The organism is Streptomyces misionensis (assembly GCF_900104815.1).
GTDB classification, from domain to species: Bacteria; Actinomycetota; Actinomycetes; order Streptomycetales; family Streptomycetaceae; genus Streptomyces; species Streptomyces misionensis.
This window is the reverse complement of sequence record NZ_FNTD01000004.1, coordinates 6357556-6375673: the sequence shown is the minus strand read 5'-3', so window position 1 is coordinate 6375673 and position 18118 is coordinate 6357556. Positions and strand designations below refer to the sequence as shown.

Here is an 18118-nt window from a genome sequence, read left to right as displayed (position 1 = left end):
GGTGGTGCTCACCGGGGGCGGTCGAGCAGCATGCCCCGCGGCGGGGTGAACTCGCCGTCGGCGTAGACGCGCCGTCCGCGCAGCCAGGTGGATTTGACGACGCCGTGCAGGGTCCTGCCGGCGTAGGCGGTGACCCGGTTGCGGTGCTGGAGGCCGGCCGGGTCGACGGTGAAGGTCTCGTCGGGCGCGAGGACCGCGAAGTCGGCGTCGCGGCCCGGGGCGATGGCGCCCTTGCGGCCGTCGAGGCCGGCGAGGGCGGCGGTGCGCGCGGACATCCAGGTGACCACGTCCTCGAGGGTGTGGCCGCGCCTGCGCGCCTCGGTCCAGACGGCGGAGAGGCTGAGCTGGAGTCCGGAGATGCCGCCCCACGCGGTGGCGAAGTCGGTGGTCTTCAGGTCGGCGGTGGAGGGCGAGTGGTCGGTGACGACGCAGTCGATGGTGCCGTCGGCCAGCGCCTCCCACAGCAGGTCCTGGTTGGCGGCCTCGCGGATGGGCGGGCAGCACTTGAACTCGCTGGCGCCGTCGGGGACTTCCTCTGCGGTGAGGGTGAGGTAGTGCGGGCAGGTCTCCACGGTCAGCCGGACGCCCTCGGCGCGCGCGGCGCGGATCAGCGGCAGGGCGTCGCCGGAGGACAGGTGCAGCACGTGCACCCGGGCGCCGAGCCGGCGGGCCTGCGCGATCAGGGCGGCGATGGCGGTGTCCTCGGCGTCGCGCGGGCGGGAGGCAAGGAAGTCGGCGTAGCGCGGGCCGCCGTGCTGCGGGGCGGCGGCGAGGTGGTGCGGGTCCTCGGCGTGCACGATGAGCAGGCCGTCGAAGCCGGCGATCTCCGCGAGGGAGACGGCGAGTCGCTCCTGGTCGAGGTGCGGGAACTCGTCCACGCCGGACGGGGAGAGGAAGGCCTTGAAGCCGAACACGCCGGCCTCGTGCAGGGGCCGCAGATCCTTGACGTTGTCCGGCAGGGCGCCGCCCCAGAAACCGACGTCGATGTGCGCCTTGTCCCGGGCCACGTCCCGTTTGATCCGCAGGTGTTGGACGGTGGTGGTCGGCGGGAGGGAGTTGAGCGGCATGTCGACGAGGGTGGTGATGCCGCCGGCCGCCGCGGCCCGGGTGGCGGTCCAGAACCCCTCCCACTCGGTGCGGCCCGGGTCGTTGACGTGCATGTGGGTGTCGATCAGGCCGGGCAGCAGCACATGGTCGCCGACGTCCTCGACGCGCGCGCCGGCCGGGACCTCGGCGTCGTACGGCAGTACGGCCGTGATCGTCCCGGCGGAGACGGCGACCGTGGCGGCCCGCGTCCCTTCGGGGGTGATGACGCGCGTCGAGCGCAGCACCAGTTCAGCGTCGGACACCCGAACCCCTCTCTGTACGTACCGCCGTCTCACACCAGGGAAACAGGACGTACAGCCATGAAACGGATTTCAACGTTCTGTTGAAGGAGTCTTCACTCCCCCTCCCGCGCCGTCAAGAGGCAGCTGCGCCGCAGCGGACGGGGGCAGGTCGTACTGGACGTTTCCACAAAGCGGAATTACAATTCCAGTAAGCAGAATGTAGCTACGCACAAGCGGGGAGTCAACCGTCCGCCGGGTAGGCTGCTGCCCTCCGTCCGCCCCGAAAGGAACGCGCCGTGCCGACGTCCAGCGCCAGCACCCCCGACTCCGCCAAGTCCGCCGGCGGTGGCGGGGTCCAGTCCCTCGAGCGCGCCTTCGACCTGCTGGAACGGATGGCGGACGCGGGTGGCGAGGTCGGCCTGAGCGAACTGTCCGCGACCAGCGGGCTGCCGCTGCCCACCATCCACCGGCTGATGCGCACGCTGGTGGCCTGCGGCTATGTGCGCCAGCAGCCCAACCGGCGCTATGCGCTCGGCCCCCGGCTGATCCGCCTGGGCGAGTCCGCCTCCCGGCTGCTCGGCACCTGGGCCCGGCCGTACCTGGCCCGCCTGGTGGAGGAGACCGGCGAGACGGCGAACATGGCGCTGCTGGACGGCGACGAGGTCGTGTACGTGGCCCAGGTGCCCTCCAAGCACTCGATGCGGATGTTCACCGAGGTCGGCCGGCGGGTGCTGCCGCACTCGACGGGAGTGGGCAAGGCGCTGCTGTCCGCGGTGCCGGACGACGAGGTGCGGGCGCTGCTGACCCGGACGGGGATGCCCGCGGCGACGGACAAGACCATCACCACGCCGGAGGAGTACCTCGTCGCGCTGGCCGAGGTGCGCCGGCAGGGATACGCCGTGGACGACAACGAGCAGGAGATCGGCGTGCGGTGCCTCGCGGTCTGCGTGCCGGAGTCCCCGACGGCCGCGGCGATCTCCATCTCCGGCCCGGCCGGGCGGGTCACCGACGCGGCGACCGAGAAGATCGTGCCGGTGCTGCAGCAGGTGGCCGTGGAGCTGTCCCAGGCCCTGGCGAGTTCTGGCGCGTGACGCCCGCGGTTCCGGGGGCGCTAGCGGGGGGCGTCGGACGACCGGCCGGCGGCCGCGGGCCCGTGGCGGTCGCCCGGGCGGCTCGCCGGACCCCCGGACGGGGACCCCTGTGCCCGGTGCGCCGTCTGCCCGAACAGATCCACCGCGTCCCTGACCTCCCGTAAGGGACGGGCCAGGGCGCTCATCGACCCGATGGCGCCGGCGACGAGCAGCAGGCAGCCGCGCAGGCGGGGTATCTCCGGGGAGCCCTCGGCGGCCATCGCGGCGAGCGCGGCCAGCTCCTCCTCGGCTATCGCCCGGTCGGGGAAGTCCGCGCGCAGCGCGGCCAGTTCGCGGCGCAGGCGGGCCACCGCCCCCCGCAGTTCCGTCACCCTCGGGTCCTCGTCGCTGCCGGTCACCGGCCTCTGCCCCAAGCTCCGCAAAGCAGCCCTCCCCAGGCATGCCACGCCGTCGTGCGCGGGCCAGTAAACGCCACCGGACCTGGCGAGCGCCACAGGGCGTACCGAAATTCAGCCCAAGGACACCGGCCGGCCGGTCCGCCGTCGGGTATGCAGGACCCATGACGGACATCCAGGACCACAGGGAGCGGGGCGGGGAGGTCGCCGGGCTGCTGCTGGCCGCGGGCGGCGGCCGGCGGCTCGGGGGGCGGCCGAAGGCGCTGCTGGAGCACCGGGGGCGCCCGCTGGTCGAGCACGCGGCGGGGGTGCTGCGGGCGGCCGGGCTGGGGCGGATCCACATCGTGCTGGGCGCGCGGGCGCCGGAGGTCCGCGAGCGGGCCGCGCTGGACGGCTGTGTGCTGGTGGACAACCCGGACTGGGCCGAGGGCATGGGCTCCTCGCTGCGCGCGGGTCTGGCCTCGCTCGCCCGGACGGACGCACGGGCGGCGCTGGTCTGCCTGGTCGACCAGCCGGGCATCACCCCGGCGGCGGTGGCGCGGGTGCTGCAAGCGTACGAGGACGGGGATTCGCTGGTCTCGGCCGCGTACGACGGGGTGCGCGGGCATCCGGTGCTGTTCGGCGCGGCGCACTGGGCGGGGATCACCGCGGCCGCCACCGGGGACCAGGGGGCCCGCGCCTATCTGAAGGCCCGCGCGGACGCCGTCCGGCTGGTGGAGTGCGCGGACGTGGCGGAGCCGTACGACATCGACACCGAGGCCGATCTGAGCCACCTTGAGTGAACGGGGTGGCACCGAGCGCCACCTTGCCTCGACCCTGAGATTCTCGACATCAACAGACCATTGAAGTTCCACAATGAGGAAACTAGTATCCACTGCTCAGAAGCACTCGGCCGCACAACGGGTGCGATTCGTCCTGTTCGTGCCCTTGGGCACGTGGTGCCACCGCTGAAGGAAGTGACAGCTCATGTCCGCACCAGCGCCGTCCCCGCTGGCCATCGTCGACGCCGAGCCCCTGCCCCGGCAGGAGGAGGTCCTCACCGACGCGGCGCTCGCCTTCGTGGCGGAGCTGCACCGGCGGTTCACCCCGCGCCGTGACGAACTCCTGGCCCGCCGGGCCGAGCGCCGCGCCGAGATCGCCCGCACCTCCACCCTCGACTTCCTCCCGGAGACCGCCGCGATCCGCGCGGACGACTCCTGGCGGGTCGCCCCGGCCCCGGCCGCGCTGAACGACCGGCGCGTCGAGATCACCGGCCCCACCGACCGCAAGATGACGATCAACGCGCTGAACTCGGGCGCGCGGGTCTGGCTCGCCGACTTCGAGGACGCCTCCGCGCCCACCTGGGAGAACGTCGTCCTCGGCCAGCTGAACCTGATCGACGCCTACACCCGCTCCATCGACTTCACCGACCCCCGGTCCGGGAAGTCGTACGCGCTGCGGCCCGCCGAGGAGCTGGCGACCGTCGTCATGCGTCCCCGCGGCTGGCACCTGGACGAGCGGCACCTCGCCGACGCCGACGGCCGCAAGGTCCCCGGCGCCCTGGTGGACTTCGGCCTGTACTTCTTCCACAACGCGCAGCGGCTACTGGAGCTCGGCAAGGGCCCGTACTTCTACCTGCCGAAGACGGAGTCGCACCTCGAAGCGCGGCTGTGGAACGACGTGTTCGTGTTCGCGCAGGACTACGTGGGCGTCCCGCAGGGCACCGTCCGCGCCACCGTGCTGATCGAGACCATCACGGCCGCGTACGAGATGGAGGAGATCCTCTACGAACTGCGCGACCACGCCTCCGGGTTGAACGCGGGCCGCTGGGACTACCTGTTCTCCATCGTGAAGAACTTCCGTGACGGCGGCGCCAGGTTCGTGCTGCCGGACCGCAACGCCGTCACGATGACGGCCCCGTTCATGCGGGCCTACACCGAACTCCTCGTGCGCACCTGCCACAAGCGCGGCGCGCACGCGATCGGCGGCATGGCGGCCTTCATCCCCTCCCGCCGGGACGCGGAGGTCAACAAGGTGGCCTTCGAGAAGGTCCGCGCCGACAAGGACCGCGAGGCGAACGACGGTTTCGACGGCTCCTGGGTGGCCCACCCCGACCTGGTGCCGATCGCCATGGAGTCCTTCGACCGGGTCCTCGGTGACAAGCCCAACCAGAAGGACCGGTTGCGCGAGGACGTGCACGTCGAGGCCGCGGACCTGATCGCCATCGACTCGCTGGACGCGAAGCCGACGTACGCGGGGCTGGTCAACGCCGTGCAGGTGGGCATCCGTTACATCGAGGCCTGGCTGCGCGGGCTGGGCGCGGTCGCCATCTTCAACCTGATGGAGGACGCCGCCACCGCCGAGATCTCCCGCTCCCAGATCTGGCAGTGGATCAACGCGGGCGTCGAGTTCGAGAACGGCGACAAGGCGACGCCCGAGCTGGCCCGCAAGGTCGCCGCCGAGGAACTCGACCACATCCGCGAGGAGATCGGCGAGGAGGCCTTCCGCGCCGGGCACTGGCAGGAGGCGCACGACCTGCTGCTGAAGGTGTCCCTGGACGAGGACTACGCCGACTTCCTCACGCTGCCGGCGTACGAGCAGCTCAAGGGCTGACCCGTAGGGGTGTCCTCGGGGATGGCCCGGGGGCACCCCGTCCGTCTTCTCCCCCGGGATCTTTCCGGGGGTGCCCCTACGTCCCCGGACATCCGCCCGTCTCCCTCAGGGGCTTCCCTCAGCGCAGGTGGACCGCGCCGTCGTGTTCCACGGCCGGTTTCCCGTGCAGATCGGGGACCTGCTTCAGCCAGTCCGGGCGGCCCGCCTGGGTCCGCGCCGCGCGGGCCGCCTCCTCGGCCGCCAGCTGCTCCCGGCTCGGGAAGTCGGTGGGCAGCCACTCGGCCGACAGCCGGACGCGGGCCAGGAGGTAGTCGACGTAGGCGTCCCGGACGTCGTCGGGCCCGGCGAACCCGGCGTCCTCGGCCAGCCAGGCGTCCGGCACCTGCGCGACGATCGACCGCAGCAGTTCCCCGGTGACGCGCGGGGCGAGTTCGGCGTCGGCGGCCCGGACGTCGGGGCCGTAGTGGCCGAGGGCGTGGTGGCGGAAGTCGTACCGCTTGCCCGGGGTCGTGGTGTCCCAGCGGTGGTGGAAGACCAGGGCGGCGCCGTGGTCGATGAGCCACAGGCGCGGCGGTACGGTGCCGAGCGTGGGCCAGACCATCAGGTTGGAGCTGTGCACGGTGCGGTCGACGTTGACGGTCAGCGCGTCCAGCCACACAATGCGGCCGGCCTCCAGCGGGTCCACCGGGAAGGTGCGGGCGACCTCCGGGGTGAAGTCGCGGGCGCCGGGCAGGTAGTCCATGCCGAGGTTGACGCCCGCGCTCGCGCTGTGCAGATCGCGCACCTCCTGGTGCGGCTCGGAGTCGGCGACGGCCGGGTCGAAGTGCACGAGCACCAGCTCGGGGAAGCGCAGCCCGAGCGCCCGCGCGAGCTCCCCGACGATCACTTCCGCGACCAGCGCCTTGTGTCCCTGCGCGGACGCGGTGAACTTCACGACGTACGTCCCCAGATCGTCTCCCTCGACGATCCCGGGGACCGAACCACCGGAATGCAGAGGCTCGATATAGCGGGTCGCGGTGACCTCTCTCAGCATTTTCCAAGGCCCCACGGCTTGTTTGCTTTATCTTCCACGGCTCGCTCCCACGGGCTGCAATCCAGGGCAACCAAGTGAGCATAGTAACCAGGGCGGCTTCGCCGCACTCCCGGGCCGCCGTGGAGCGCCACGGGCCCCGGCCGGTCGCCGGGCCGCCCCTCGGACGGCCCGGACGGCCCGGCGGGGTGGGCCGGTTCAGCCGGTCTGGCAGATGGCCCCGTCGAGCTTGAAGTCCGTCGGGCTCGCGGTGTTGCCCGTGTGGGTGGCCTGGAAGCCGATGGAGGTGGTGGCGCCCGCGGCGAGCGTCCCGTTGTAGCCGGCGTTCTTGGCGGTGACCGCCCCACTGGCCGGGGAGAAGGTCGCGTTCCAGCCCGAGGTGATGGTCTGTCCGGAGGGGAGGGTGAAGGTCAGCGTCCAGCCGTTGAGCGTGGTGGAACCGGTGTTGGTGATGCCGATGTTGTCGGTGAGGCCGTCGTTCCAGGCACTGATGGTGCTGGTCACCCGGCAGGCGGCACCCGTCGGGGGCGTGGTGGGCGGGGGTGTCGTGGGCGGCGGCGAGGTCGGCGGCGTGCTCTGGTCGAGGCCCATGAAGGCGATGGCCCTGGCCGCCATCCCGGAGGTCGGCAGGGTGTGGCCGACGCCCGCGAGGCTGATCGCCTCGACCGGGGCCTGGGCGCCGTCCGCGCCGTAGCGGGTGCGGGTCCAGCCGGACTGCGGGCTGTCGGTGAGCACCGGGGTCTGGCTGACGCCCAGCACATTGGTCCACTGCTTGATCTCTTCACCGAAGTTGTTGTAGCTCAGCGTGGTGTCCGCGGTGCCGTGCCACAGCTGCACCCGCGGCCGGGGGCCGGTGTAGCCCGGGTACGCGGCGCGGACCAGGTCGCCCCACTGCGCGGCGGTCTTGCTGATCTGCCCGTTGGCGCAGGCGCTGTTCCAGCCCGAGCCGTCGGTGGTGGCGAAGCACCCGAAGGGCACGCCCATGAACGCCGTGCCGGCCTTGAAGACGTCCGGGTAGTCGCCGAGGAGCACATCGGTCATCATCGCCCCGGACGAGGCGCCGACGACGTAGACCCGGCCGGCGTCGGCCCCGTTGTGCTGCTCGACGTAGCTCACCATGGAGACGATGCTCGTCGGGTCGCTGCCGCCGTTGTGGGTCAGCGCCTGCGGGGACGACACGTCGAAGCACTGGCCGCTGACGTTGGCGTCCGGGTAGACGACGATGAACCCGTACCGGTCGGCCAGCGAGGCGAACTCGGTGCCCGCATAGAAACCCGGCCCGGTGCCGGTGCAGTAGTGGACCGCCACCAGCACCGGCGGATGCGCCCCGGCGCTGGCCGGCACGTACTCGTACATGCGCAGATTGCCCGGGTTGTTCCCGAAGTTGGTCACCTCGGTGAGGGAGGCGGCCTGCGCGCCCGGAGCCGCCAGGAGGTAGGCGGCCAGCAGCGGGACCACACCGCCGAACAGCGCCAGTAAGAGGGTTCTCAGTTTCCGTCCGACCGTCATGTGACCAACCTTTTCGAGTGGGGGGCCTTCCGTAGGGCCCGAAGGGCGGGACCGCGGAGGTTCGAAAGTTTCAGTCTTGTTACCGAACAACGCGGCCAAGCTAAGGGTGATGACGAGGGCCGTCAACAGAGCACGCCGACTTCACAGCCGAGGGGACTTCCTTGCGCCGCTCCGGCAGAGGCGGGCTCATTTCCGGGCGCCCGCCAGGCAGAATTTCGAGCGCTGCACCGAAAGATTTCGAGCAGGGTCGTCCGAGTCCGGACCGCGTGGCCGCCGAACGCGCGGAGAGGGTCTCACAGTGACATCCGTCACTGCCGCCACGGCCACTAAGCGGGTCGGTTAGTAGACGGCCCGCCGATGACATATGGGATTTGTCCGTCTTGACCATGGGACGGAGTGCCTCCCGGAGTGTGGATCTCCCCGGGCCCGGCGCCGCCTTCTCCTCGCGTGCGCAACGGCTGTTCTGACGGAGCGCCGGATATCGCGTGAACGTCGCGTTCGCGAAGTCAGCACTTCCAGGGCCGCCTGGCAAGAGCCGCACGCCGCTACGACCCGAGGTAGTAGCGGCCCCCTTTGCGGTCCTTGTGAGGCCGTGCCGAGACTGGGCGCTCGGCGATCACCGAGCGAGGTTCTTCTATGGGCAAGCACCGTAAGACGCAGTACTTCCGGCGGATGGTCATCGGCGCCGTCGCGGTCGGCGCGGTGGGCGTGCCGTCCGTCGCGCTGGCCTGTTCCGACTGGCCGTCCGGCACGGCGGACCCGGCCACCACCGCCGCCACCGCCGGAGCCCCCGCGGCCCTGGCGAACACGCCCGTGCAAACGGGCACCCCCACGTCGACGGCCACGCCCGCACCGGCGGGCACGCCCGAGGGGGCGGGCATACCCCGGCAGCGGGCACACCACGCCCACCACCGGAGCGGCACCGCCGCGGCGCACGCGTCGGCCCGCACCACCGCCCCGCACCCCGGGTCCGCGCACCGGACCGCGGCCGTCCAGCCGGTGAAGACGGCCGTCGCCGCCGCGGTCGCCCCGACGCCCGCCGACCCCGCCCCGGCCACCCCGGCGCCCACCGCCCCCACCGCCTCCGCGACCGCCCCTTCGACTGCCGCCGGCACCGCGTCCGGCGTGACCGCGCGCATCGTGCAGCTGGTCAACTCCGAACGCGCCCAGGCGGGTTGCCAGCCCCTGACGCTCAACCCGCAGCTGACCGAGGCCGCGCAGCAGCACAGCGCGGACATGGCCGCCCACCAGAACATGTCGCACACCGGCTCCGACGGCTCCGACCCGGGCACCCGCATCACGCGGGCCGGTTACACCTGGAGCGCGTACGGCGAGAACGTCGCCTACGGCTACGCCACCGCCGACGAGGTGATGGCGGGCTGGATGAACAGCCCCGGCCACCGGGCCAACATCCTCAACTGCGGCTTCCGGGAGATCGGCGTCGGGCTCGCGCAGCCCGGCAGCTACTGGACCCAGGACTTCGGCACCGGCCGCTGAGTGCCGGCGGCGCCCGGTGCTCAGCCGCCGCCGGCCAGCGGGTTCGGCAGCGGCAGGTACCGGGCGTCCGCGCCGTCCGCGCCGGTCCACCGCAGCAGCAGGTTGGTCTTGCCGGGCAGGGTGGGCGAGGCGAGCAGGGCGGGGATCTCGGGCAGGTCGTGCCGGGCGAGTTCGCGGCGGACGGCGGGCCAGGGATCGTAGCCGGGCCGGTGCTCGGCCAGGGCGCCGGCGATCTCCATGAGGTGGTTGACGACCAGGCAGTAGACCAGCCGCTGCCAGCCGGCGGCGCGGGTCACGTCCGGGAGCAGCTTGACCCCCTCCGCGTCGCGGAACAGCGCCTGCACGGGCGTACCGGAGGCGTCCACGGCGACGAGGGTGTTCTGCAGGTGCGCCTCCAGGACGACCCCGTGCTCGCCGAACGCGGTCAGGGCGGGCGGCACGACCTGCCGCAGATACGCCTCCCACCAGGCCGCCGGGTCTGCCGCGGCCGCGAGCGGGCTGCCGTCGAAGCCCTCGGCCAGCCCCGCGGCGAGCAACGGCACGGCGCCCGGCAGCAGGTGGCCGCGCAGCCCGTCGCGGACCACCACGGCCAGTTCCTCGTAGGCGAACGACGCCGTGCGGTGACCGCGGTCGGCGAGCCATGCGGCGGGAGGGCCCATCGCGGCGAAGGCGTGCCCGGCGGCGGTGTCGGTACGGCGCAGCCGGCGCAGGTCGTGGCGCCACAGGCGGCGGATGTCGTTGGTGATGCGGACGTCCAGGCTGAACTTCAGGAACAGGTCGCGCCGGGGTTCGTAGACCGTGCGGACCGCCGCCGTCGGCCAGGCGGTGAAGGCGGTGGGGCCGAGCCGGAGCAGCCGGCCGTCGGCGAAGGCGGGGGCGAGGGTGTCGGCGACCAGGTCGAGCTGCCAGGGATGGGCGGGCAGCAGCCGGTAGCCGGGCGGGGCGGCGCCCAGGGCGTCCAGGGCGCGGGTGTCGCCCTCCTCGGCGACCTGGTCCTCGCGGACGGCCAGCAGCACCAGCGGGAACCGGGCGTGTGCCTCGGGGGCGTACGGCAGCCAGGACGTGACCGGGCCGCCGCCGCGCGCCTTGGGCGCCGGGTGGTAGGGGTGGCCGGTGACGAGGGACTGCTCGGAGCGCAGATAGGGGTCCGCCGGCGGGGTCGCGCCGGCGCGGGCGGCGAGCAGGGCCGCGACCGCCTCGCGGCTGTCGATCATCTCGGCCGGCAGGTCGCCGCCCGCGGACCCGGTGTGCCGGCGCAGTTCCTCGGCGACAAGCTTCACCAGTTCGGGATGGCCGACGGGGTGCCAGCCGCCGGCCGTACGCACCTCGGGGTCGGCGGGGCGCCGGCCGGGGCGCACGCGCAGCAGCCGCCCGGTGCCGGGCAGCCGGTACTCCGGCGGCTCGCCGGGGCGGCCGGGCAGTGGCTCGGCCACTTCGCGGATCAGGCAGTTGAGCAGGGGGGCGGCCGCATGCGCGTCGGCGCGCCGGCCGACGGCGGCTGCGGGGGGATTGAGGTCCACGCGGTCCATTCGTTCTTCGGTGGGGGGAGGTCTCCGGCGTCCCGGGCGGGTGCCGGGGCGTTTGCGGTGGGCCGGGAGCGATCAGTATGGCTTCGTCCCCGACCATGGTGTCGGTGCCGTTGTCCGTACCGACCATGGTGCCCTGTGCCGCCGCGATCGAGGAGCCGACCGTGTCCCACTCCCCCACCGCCGAGGCCGAGGTCGCGGCGGAGCTGGCCGCCCTGCGGCCCGGGCTGCTGCCCCGGTACGAGGCGGAGCTGCCGGGTGCCCGTGCGGCCGTGCTGACCCGGCTGTGGCGGGGGTTCGCGCACGAACCGCTGCCGTGGATCACGGGCCGGACGCGTGGGAGGCACGGCCTGGCCCTGCGGCTGGCCGACGGCCGGCTGCTGCACGGGCCGCACGCGGACCCGTACGCCACCGGCACCCACGTCACCGCCGTACGGCTGGGCACGCAGCGGTACGACGACCCGGCGCGCCTCATGTCCGCCCTCGCGGCCGGTGGCGGCTGGGGGCCGGGGGCCGCCGGTTTCGCCGTGGAGCTGGGGCACAGCGTGGCCTCGCTGGCGCTGTCCCGGGCCGGTGCGGATCACCCGAAGGAGTGGCCGGTGGGGGGCTTCCCGGCCCAGGGTCCCGAGCGGGAGTGGGAGTGGGAGCAACGGGTGGTCGACGGGCACCCGTTCCATCCCAACTGCCGTTCCCGGCCCGGGTTCTCGGTGGCGGAGCAGCTGGCGTACGGCCCGGAGCACCGCCCGGTGGTGCGGCTCGGCACGGTGTCCGTGCCCGCCGACGAGACTCTCCTGACCGGCCGGTGGCCGGACGAACTGCGCGACGGGCGGCGGCTGTTGGTGCCGGTGCACCCGTGGCAGGCGGCGCATGTGCTGGAGCGGCCGTACGAGGAGTGGCGGCCCGCGCATCCGCTGATGTCCCTGCGGACGCTGGCCCTCGCCGACGGCCCGCATGTGAAGACGGCGTTGAGCGCCCGGCTGACGTCCTCGGTGCGGGACATCTCGCCGTACTCGGTCGAGGCGGCGGCCACGCTGTCCGCGTTCGCGGAGGAACTGGCGGGCCGCACCGGCGGGTTGCTGCACATCACCCGCACCCTGGGTGCCGTCGCCGCCGGGTCCGCCGAACTGGCCGCGCTGCTGCGGGAGCCGCCCGAGCGGTACGCGCGGCCCGGGGAGCGGGTGCTGCCGGTGGCCGCGCTGGCCACCACCGCGCTGCCGCGGGACCCCTCCTGGCTGGCCGGGTTCGTCCGGCTGGCGCTCACCGTCGGACTGGGCCTGCTGGACCTCGGGGTGGCCCTGGAGGCGCACGGCCAGAACCTGCTGGTGGTGCTGGCGGCCGACGGCAGCCCGCGGCGGCTGGTCTACCGCGATCTGGCCGACATCCGGATCAGCCCCGCCCGGCTGGCCCGGCACGGCGTCGCGCCGCCCGCCCTCTCCGGCCGGCTGATCGACGACGACGAAACCGCCCTGCGGCGCAAGCTGTTCGGCTCACTGGTGGCGGGCTCGCTGGCGGCCGTGGCGGGTTCGGGCCCGGCGCTCGGGGCGGCGCTGGCGGCCGCCGTACCGGACCTTCCGGACACGCCCGACCTCGCGTTCCTGCGCCACGGACCGGTCCCGGCCAAGGCGTTGACGCTGATGCGGCTGTCCCCGCAGACGCCCGGCGACCAGTGGACCGCCCTGCCCCACCCGCTCGTTTTGGAGCCCGGCACGGTTGATCAATAGGATCCGTCGATGATCAGAAGACAACGGCTGGCGGCGGGAGTGTGCGCTCTGCTCGCCGCCCTGACGGCCGGGCTCGCGTTCCCGACCGCGGCGGCCGCCGACGAGACGGAGCAGGCCGCTCCGAAGGTCGAACTGGTGTTGGACGTCAGCGGATCCATGCGGACCCGGGACATCGACGGCGGTACCCGGATGGCGGCGGCGAAGCAGGCGTTCGACGACGTCCTCGACGCGACCCCGCAGGACGTCGAACTCGGCATCCGCACGCTCGGCGCCAACTACCACGGAAACGACCGCCAGGAGGGCTGCAAGGACACCGCGCAGCTGTACCCGGTCGGCCCGCTGAACCGGACCGACGCCAAGACGGCGGTGGCGACGCTGGTGCCGACCGGCTGGACACCGATCGGGCCCGCGCTGCTGAAGGCGGCGGACGACCTCGACGGGGGCGACGGCACCCGCCGTATCGTGCTGATCAGCGATGGCGAGGACACCTGTCAGCCGCTGGACCCGTGCGAGGTGGCCCGGGAGATAGCCGCCAAGGGCATCGGCCTGACCATCGACACCCTCGGCCTGGTGCCGGACGCCAAGACCCGGGACCAGCTCAGCTGCATCGCCGACGCGACCGGCGGCACGTACACCTCCGTGCAGCACAAGGAGGAACTGACCGACCGCGTCGGGCAGTTGGTGCACCGGGCGGCCGATCCGGTGGTGACGCCGGTGGCCACCTCGGGCGCGGAGCGGTGCGAGAAGGCGCCGACGCTGAAGTCCGGTCTGTACACGGACCGCGTGGAGTTCGGGCAGCAGCGCTGGTACCGGGTCGACGTCGACCCGGGCAAGGAGCTGCGCGCCTCGGTGAGCGTGGCGGACGACCGGGCCGTGAACCCCTCCTACGGGGTGCTGCTGCGGGCGGTGACCCTGAAGGGCCGCGAGATCGTCCGCGGTGAGGCGGCCGGTACCGGGCGCACCGACGCGATCTCCACCGGTCTGCGCTACCCGAAGGCCGCGAGCGACGACGACAACGCGCCCGCGGAGACGGTGTGCCTGGAGGTGACCCACTCCTTCTCGGCGCCCGCGGGCGTGAAGAGCACGCCGGGTCTGCCGCTGGAGCTGACCGTGGACGTGGTGGACGGCCCGGCCAAGGCCCATGACGTGGCCGCGTTCGGTCTCGGGCGCGGCTGGTGGCTGCTGGGCACGCTCGTGGTGATCGGCTTCGTCGCGGGTCTGCTGTGGGGCTGGCTGTCGCGCTGGCGGGTCGCGATCTGGAGGACGAACTGATGCGATGCAGACATGTGCTGGGCGCCGCGCTGCTGGCGCTCGGGCTGGCCGCGGGGCCGGCCGCCGCGGACTCCTCGCCCTCCCCCGGCGCCTCCGACGGCTCCGGCGGCGCGCCCACGCAGGCGGGCACGTCGTTCCGTACGGCGACGGAGATCCAGCAGGGACAGCAGGCCACGGCGTCCGGATCCACCGGTGACTACCTGTACTGGTCGTTCCCGGCCGACACCGGGCAGCGGCCGACGGTCAGGGCGAGCGTGAAGCTGCCGCAGTCGCACGGGTCCGAGACCTGGCAGCTCGATGTGTACGACGGGCTGCGGCGCCGGCAGTCCTGCCAGTACGGCGCGTCCTTGCGGACCGCCGAACAGGGCGCCTCGTCGGTCGAGTTGGCCTGTGTGATGCGCACCGTGCGCGGCTGGTCCGAGCCGTGGGCCAACGACCCGCTGCCGGGCACGTACTACGTCCGGCTGACGGTCGTGGACCTCGGGGCGGCGGATCTCGGGCAGCCGGTGAACGCCGAGGTGCGCGTCGACTCCAAGGACATCGGGGGCGCGGCGGCGGTCGACGGCTCCCTCGGCAAGCCGCTCGTGCCCGGCATCGCCGCCAAGTCCGATGCCGAGGACGACGGTTCGCGGCACCCGGTGCTGTCCAGCTTCGGCTCCAGGGACGGCTGGTCCTCGGGCTGGTGGTCCGACCGCTGGGTCTGGACGGCGATCGGCGGTGTGCTCGCCGCGCTGGCCGGCGTCGGCGGGTACGCGCTGACGCGGGGCTCGGGACGACCGCGCAACCTGTGACACACCGTCGAGAAGGCCCGCCACGTCACCGTGGCGGGCCTTCTCGCTTTTGCCGGCGCGCTTCCGGCCCGCCCGGCTCGCTCGCCCCGCTTCACGCCTCCCGCAGCGCCTTGGCGATGGCCCCCTCCCCCGTCACCGTGACCCGCCCCGTGCGCACCGCGTCCGCGAGCGACAGACGTCCCTGCGCGACGGCCTCGCAGGTCGCCGTGTCGAAGGCGAGGCGGGCGTCCGGATCGCGGGGGGCGGGGCCGTCGCCGTACACCGGGCCGTCCTCCCCGGCCTTGGCGCCCGCCCGCACATGGAAGTCGCCCGCCTCCAGGTGGACTTCGACCAGACCGTCGCCCTCCAGCGCGCGGAGCAGGGGCAGGGCGAACCAGTGGGCGCGCACCGCGTCGGTGGGGCGGCGGGCGTCGAGTTCGGGTTCGCCCCAGGCGCCGAGGGCCTGGAGGACGGGGAGCAACGCGCTTCCCCGCGCGGTGAGTTCGTAGACCGTGGCCGCGCCGGGCGGGGGCAGGCGGCGGCGCGTGGCGAGGCCGTCGCGCTCCATGTCCTTGAGGCGGGAGGCGAGGACGTCCGTGCTCACGCCGGGCAGGTCCGCGTGCAGATCCGTGTAGCGGCGGGGGCCGGCGAGCAACTCCCGGACGATCAGCAGGGTCCAGCGGTCGCCGACGAGGTCGAGCGCGCGGGCTGCGGAGCAGTACTGGTCGTAGCTTCGGCGAGGTGGCATGCGACGCAGTCTAGACGCGTTGTTGGACTTTCCAAGCTCCCGCTTGGTAAAACCAAGTAACACGAGTTCCCGGAGGGACGCATGGAGTTCCGGCAGTCGAACAAGCTCAGCGAGGTCTGTTACGAGATCCGCGGCCCGGTGATCGAGCACGCCAACGCGCTGGAGGAGGCGGGGCACAGCGTGCTGCGCCTGAACACCGGCAACCCCGCGGCCTTCGGCTTCGAGGCGCCGGACGAGATCCTCCAGGACATGATCCGGATGCTGCCGCAGGCGCACGGCTACACGGACTCCCGCGGCATCCTCTCCGCCCGCCGCGCGGTCGCCCAGCGCTACCAGAACCTCGGTCTCGACGTCGACGTCGACGACGTCTACCTGGGCAACGGCGTCTCGGAGCTGGTCTCCATGGCGGTGCAGGCCCTGGTGGAGGACGGCGACGAGATCCTCATCCCCGCACCGGACTTCCCGCTGTGGACCGCCGTCACCACCCTGGCCGGCGGCAAGGCGGTGCACTACCTCTGCGACGAGCAGGCGGAATGGAACCCCGATCTCGCCGACATGGCGTCGAAGATCACCGACCGCACCAAGGCCGTCGTCATCATCAACCCCAACAACCCGACGGGCGCGGTGTATCCGAAGGAGGTCGTCGAGGGCATCCTCGACCTCGCCCGCCGCCACGGCCTCATGGTGTTCGCCGACGAGATCTACGACCAGATCCTCTACGACGACGCCGTGCACCACTCGGCCGCCGCGCTCGCCCCCGACCTGGTCGTCCTCACCTTCTGCGGGCTGTCCAAGACCTACCGGGTCGCGGGCTTCCGCTCCGGCTGGCTGGTCGTCACCGGACCCCGGCAGCACGCGAAGGACTACCTGGAGGGCCTGACCATGCTGGCCTCCATGCGGCTGTGCGCCAACGCGCCCGCGCAGTACGCCATCCAGGCCGCGCTCGGCGGCCGCCAGTCCATCCGCGAACTCGCCGCGCCCGGTGGGCGGTTGTACGAGCAGCGCACCGTCGCCTGGGAGAAGCTCAACGAGATCCCCGGGGTGTCCTGCGTCAAGCCCAAGGGCGCCCTGTACGCGTTCCCCCGCCTCGACCCCAAGGTGCACCGCATCCACGACGACGAGAAGTTCGTCCTGGACCTGCTGCTGCGCGAGAAGATCCAGGTCGTCCAGGGCACCGGCTTCAACTGGCCCTCGCCCGACCACTTCCGCATCCTCACCCTTCCTCAGGCCGACGACCTGGAGGCGGCGATCGGCCGGATCGGGCGCTTCCTCGGGAGCTACCGGCAGTAGCGGACCTCCCGCACGGCCACCCCGTCGTAGTCCTCGGCGCGCACCGCGCCGTCGGCGGTGTACCCGGCGCGCTCGTAGAAGCGCCGGGCCCGCGTGTTCCCGTCCAGGACCCACAGCGCGAGCGGGTCCAGGCCGTGGGCGTGCGCATGGGCGTGCGCCGCGTCGAGCAGGGCGCGGCCGACGCCGGTTCCTATGCGGGAGGGCCGCACGTAGAGGGCGTACAGCTCGCCTCCCTCCCGGTGGGCGGGGCCCACGCAGGCCCAGCCCGACACCGTGCCGCGGGCGTCGACGGCGACCAGGTCGGCCCCGCTTCCGCCGGGCCGCTCCAGGCGCCCCCGCAGCCGTCCGGCGTCCTCCTCGACCGACATCCGGTCCAGGAAGGACGCGGGCAGCAGCCCGGCGTAGGCGGCCCGCCAGCCGGCCACCCGTATCTCCGCCACGGCCGTGACATCGGCCGCCGTCATCGTTCGTACCGTCACCATCCGCGCCACCGTACGGGCCCGGTCCCCGTCGCGCCCGCGATTAACCGCCCGTCCCGGGCGGCACCGCGGTGCGCGATGGACCGCCCCGGACACGCCACCGCCCAGGCCTGCGCACGGCTCCCCGCCGGGCGGGCGCGGGCACCGAGAACGGCCGACTGGCGCAGTCCGTCCTGCGGGCCGCCCTGCCCTGTGGCACGGTGCCCGCATGGGTGACCTCCTTCTCGTCCGGCACGGTGAGACCGAGTGGTCGCGGTCCGGCCGGCACACCGGCCGCACCGACGTGCCCCTCACCGAGCACGGCCGCGAGGAGGCGCGCCGGCTGGTGCCGCTGCTCCGCTCGTACCGCATCGGCGCGGCGTTCGTCAGCCCCCTGCGGCGGGCCCGGGAGACCGCCGAGCTGATCGGCGTGCACGACGCCCGGGTGGACGCCGATCTGTGCGAGTGGGACTACGGCGGCTACGAGGGCGTCACCACCGCGGACATCCAGCGCACCCGGCCCGGCTGGTTCCTGTTCACCGACGGGGTCGCGCCCGGGCCGCCGGAGCATCCGGGCGAGAGCCCGCGGCAGGTCGGAGAGCGCGCCGACCGGATGCTGGCCAAGGTCGACGACGCCCTGGCCGGCACCGAGGGCGCCGTCGTACTGATCGCCCACGGCCACTTCCTGCGCGTGCTGACCGCCCGCCGGCTGGGTCTGGCGGCCGAGCACGGCGCGCTCTTCCAACTCGCCACCGGCACGCTGTGCCGCCTCGGCACCGAGCACGACCGGCCGGTGGTGGCGGGCTGGAACCTGCTGCCCGGCTGAGCGGCCCGGGCTCGTTGTCGGACCCCGGCCGTACGCTTCGAGGAAGCCGCCGTACGACCCCGGCG

At 73.2% G+C, this 18118-nt stretch carries 15 protein-coding genes and 1 pseudogene; 9 read left to right on the top strand and 7 right to left on the bottom strand.

What is annotated here, in order from left to right; translation table 11 throughout:
- Positions 1-8 precede the first annotated feature (8 nt).
- Positions 9-1349: an allantoinase AllB gene (gene allB, locus BLW85_RS30475; RefSeq protein ID WP_074994106.1), complete on the bottom strand. Its 1341-nt coding sequence runs from the start codon at positions 1347-1349 to the stop codon at positions 9-11.
- Between the two features lie 275 nt (positions 1350-1624).
- On the opposite strand from allB, the gene BLW85_RS30470 reads away from it, so the two are divergent.
- Positions 1625-2419 (top strand): IclR family transcriptional regulator, encoded by a 795-nt coding sequence (locus BLW85_RS30470; protein ID WP_070025635.1) that lies wholly within the window; start codon positions 1625-1627, stop codon positions 2417-2419.
- Positions 2420-2544: 125 nt separating this feature from the next.
- Here the strand turns inward: BLW85_RS30470 and BLW85_RS30465 are convergent.
- A pseudogene (locus tag BLW85_RS30465) lies at positions 2545-2832 on the bottom strand (DUF5955 family protein); the annotation flags it as partial.
- 146 nt (positions 2833-2978) lie between these two features.
- On the opposite strand from BLW85_RS30465, the gene BLW85_RS30460 reads away from it, so the two are divergent.
- The gene (locus tag BLW85_RS30460) at positions 2979-3596 is read left to right on the top strand and encodes a nucleotidyltransferase family protein (protein ID WP_074994104.1); all 618 of its coding nucleotides are present in this window, start codon (positions 2979-2981) and stop codon (positions 3594-3596) included.
- Between the two features lie 184 nt (positions 3597-3780).
- Positions 3781-5406, top strand: coding sequence for a malate synthase A (aceB, locus tag BLW85_RS30455; RefSeq protein WP_074994102.1), 1626 nt, complete (start codon positions 3781-3783; stop codon positions 5404-5406).
- 118 nt (positions 5407-5524) lie between these two features.
- Here the strand turns inward: aceB and BLW85_RS30450 are convergent, their stop codons facing one another.
- Both BLW85_RS30450 and BLW85_RS30445 read right to left on the bottom strand, forming a co-directional pair.
- Positions 5525-6439, bottom strand: a complete 915-nt coding sequence (locus BLW85_RS30450) for a HipA family kinase (RefSeq protein ID WP_074994101.1) — start codon at positions 6437-6439, stop codon at positions 5525-5527.
- Positions 6440-6634: 195 nt separating this feature from the next.
- Positions 6635-7945 (bottom strand): extracellular catalytic domain type 1 short-chain-length polyhydroxyalkanoate depolymerase, encoded by a 1311-nt coding sequence (locus tag BLW85_RS30445; protein ID WP_074994099.1) that lies wholly within the window; start codon positions 7943-7945, stop codon positions 6635-6637.
- A 636-nt stretch (positions 7946-8581) separates the two neighbouring features.
- On the opposite strand from BLW85_RS30445, the gene BLW85_RS30440 reads away from it, so the two are divergent.
- A complete protein-coding gene (locus BLW85_RS30440; RefSeq protein ID WP_074994097.1) occupies positions 8582-9442 on the top strand; it encodes a CAP domain-containing protein in 861 nt (286 codons plus the stop codon).
- A gap of 20 nt (positions 9443-9462) precedes the next feature.
- Here BLW85_RS30440 and BLW85_RS30435 read toward each other — a convergent pair whose 3' ends face one another.
- Positions 9463-10971: an IucA/IucC family protein gene (locus BLW85_RS30435; RefSeq protein WP_074994094.1), complete on the bottom strand. Its 1509-nt coding sequence runs from the start codon at positions 10969-10971 to the stop codon at positions 9463-9465.
- A gap of 125 nt (positions 10972-11096) precedes the next feature.
- Here BLW85_RS30435 and BLW85_RS30430 point away from each other — a divergent pair, with 125 nt between their 5' ends.
- From BLW85_RS30430 to BLW85_RS30420, 3 genes are read left to right on the top strand one after another with little or no spacing between them, the layout of a single operon-like run.
- Positions 11097-12689 carry an IucA/IucC family protein gene (locus BLW85_RS30430; RefSeq protein ID WP_074996260.1) on the top strand — a complete coding sequence of 531 codons (1593 nt, stop codon included), beginning with the start codon at positions 11097-11099 and terminating at the stop codon, positions 12687-12689.
- Positions 12690-12698: 9 nt separating this feature from the next.
- The gene (locus BLW85_RS30425) at positions 12699-13961 is read left to right on the top strand and encodes a VWA domain-containing protein (protein WP_074994092.1); all 1263 of its coding nucleotides are present in this window, start codon (positions 12699-12701) and stop codon (positions 13959-13961) included.
- The gene (locus BLW85_RS30420; protein WP_070025690.1) at positions 13961-14752 is read left to right on the top strand and encodes a hypothetical protein; all 792 of its coding nucleotides are present in this window, start codon (positions 13961-13963) and stop codon (positions 14750-14752) included. Before BLW85_RS30425 ends, BLW85_RS30420 begins: the two co-directional genes overlap by 1 nt.
- A 91-nt stretch (positions 14753-14843) precedes the next feature.
- On the opposite strand, the gene BLW85_RS30415 is transcribed toward BLW85_RS30420, so the two are convergent.
- Positions 14844-15479: a winged helix-turn-helix transcriptional regulator gene (locus BLW85_RS30415; RefSeq protein ID WP_074994089.1), complete on the bottom strand. Its 636-nt coding sequence runs from the start codon at positions 15477-15479 to the stop codon at positions 14844-14846.
- An 81-nt stretch (positions 15480-15560) separates the two neighbouring features.
- Between BLW85_RS30415 and BLW85_RS30410 the strand changes: the two genes are divergently transcribed.
- Positions 15561-16769, top strand: a complete 1209-nt coding sequence (locus BLW85_RS30410; RefSeq protein WP_070025626.1) for a pyridoxal phosphate-dependent aminotransferase — start codon at positions 15561-15563, stop codon at positions 16767-16769.
- On the opposite strand, the gene BLW85_RS30405 is transcribed toward BLW85_RS30410, so the two are convergent.
- Complete coding sequence (locus tag BLW85_RS30405) at positions 16757-17251, bottom strand: GNAT family N-acetyltransferase (protein WP_074994087.1); 495 nt, start codon at positions 17249-17251, stop codon at positions 16757-16759. The two genes, BLW85_RS30410 and BLW85_RS30405, sit on opposite strands and share 13 nt — an antisense overlap.
- Positions 17252-17456: 205 nt before the next feature.
- Between BLW85_RS30405 and BLW85_RS30400 the strand changes: the two genes are divergently transcribed.
- On the top strand, positions 17457-18053 hold the full coding sequence (locus BLW85_RS30400) for a histidine phosphatase family protein (RefSeq protein ID WP_070025624.1): 597 nt from the start codon (positions 17457-17459) through the stop codon (positions 18051-18053).
- The last annotated feature ends 65 nt before the right edge of the window (positions 18054-18118 follow it).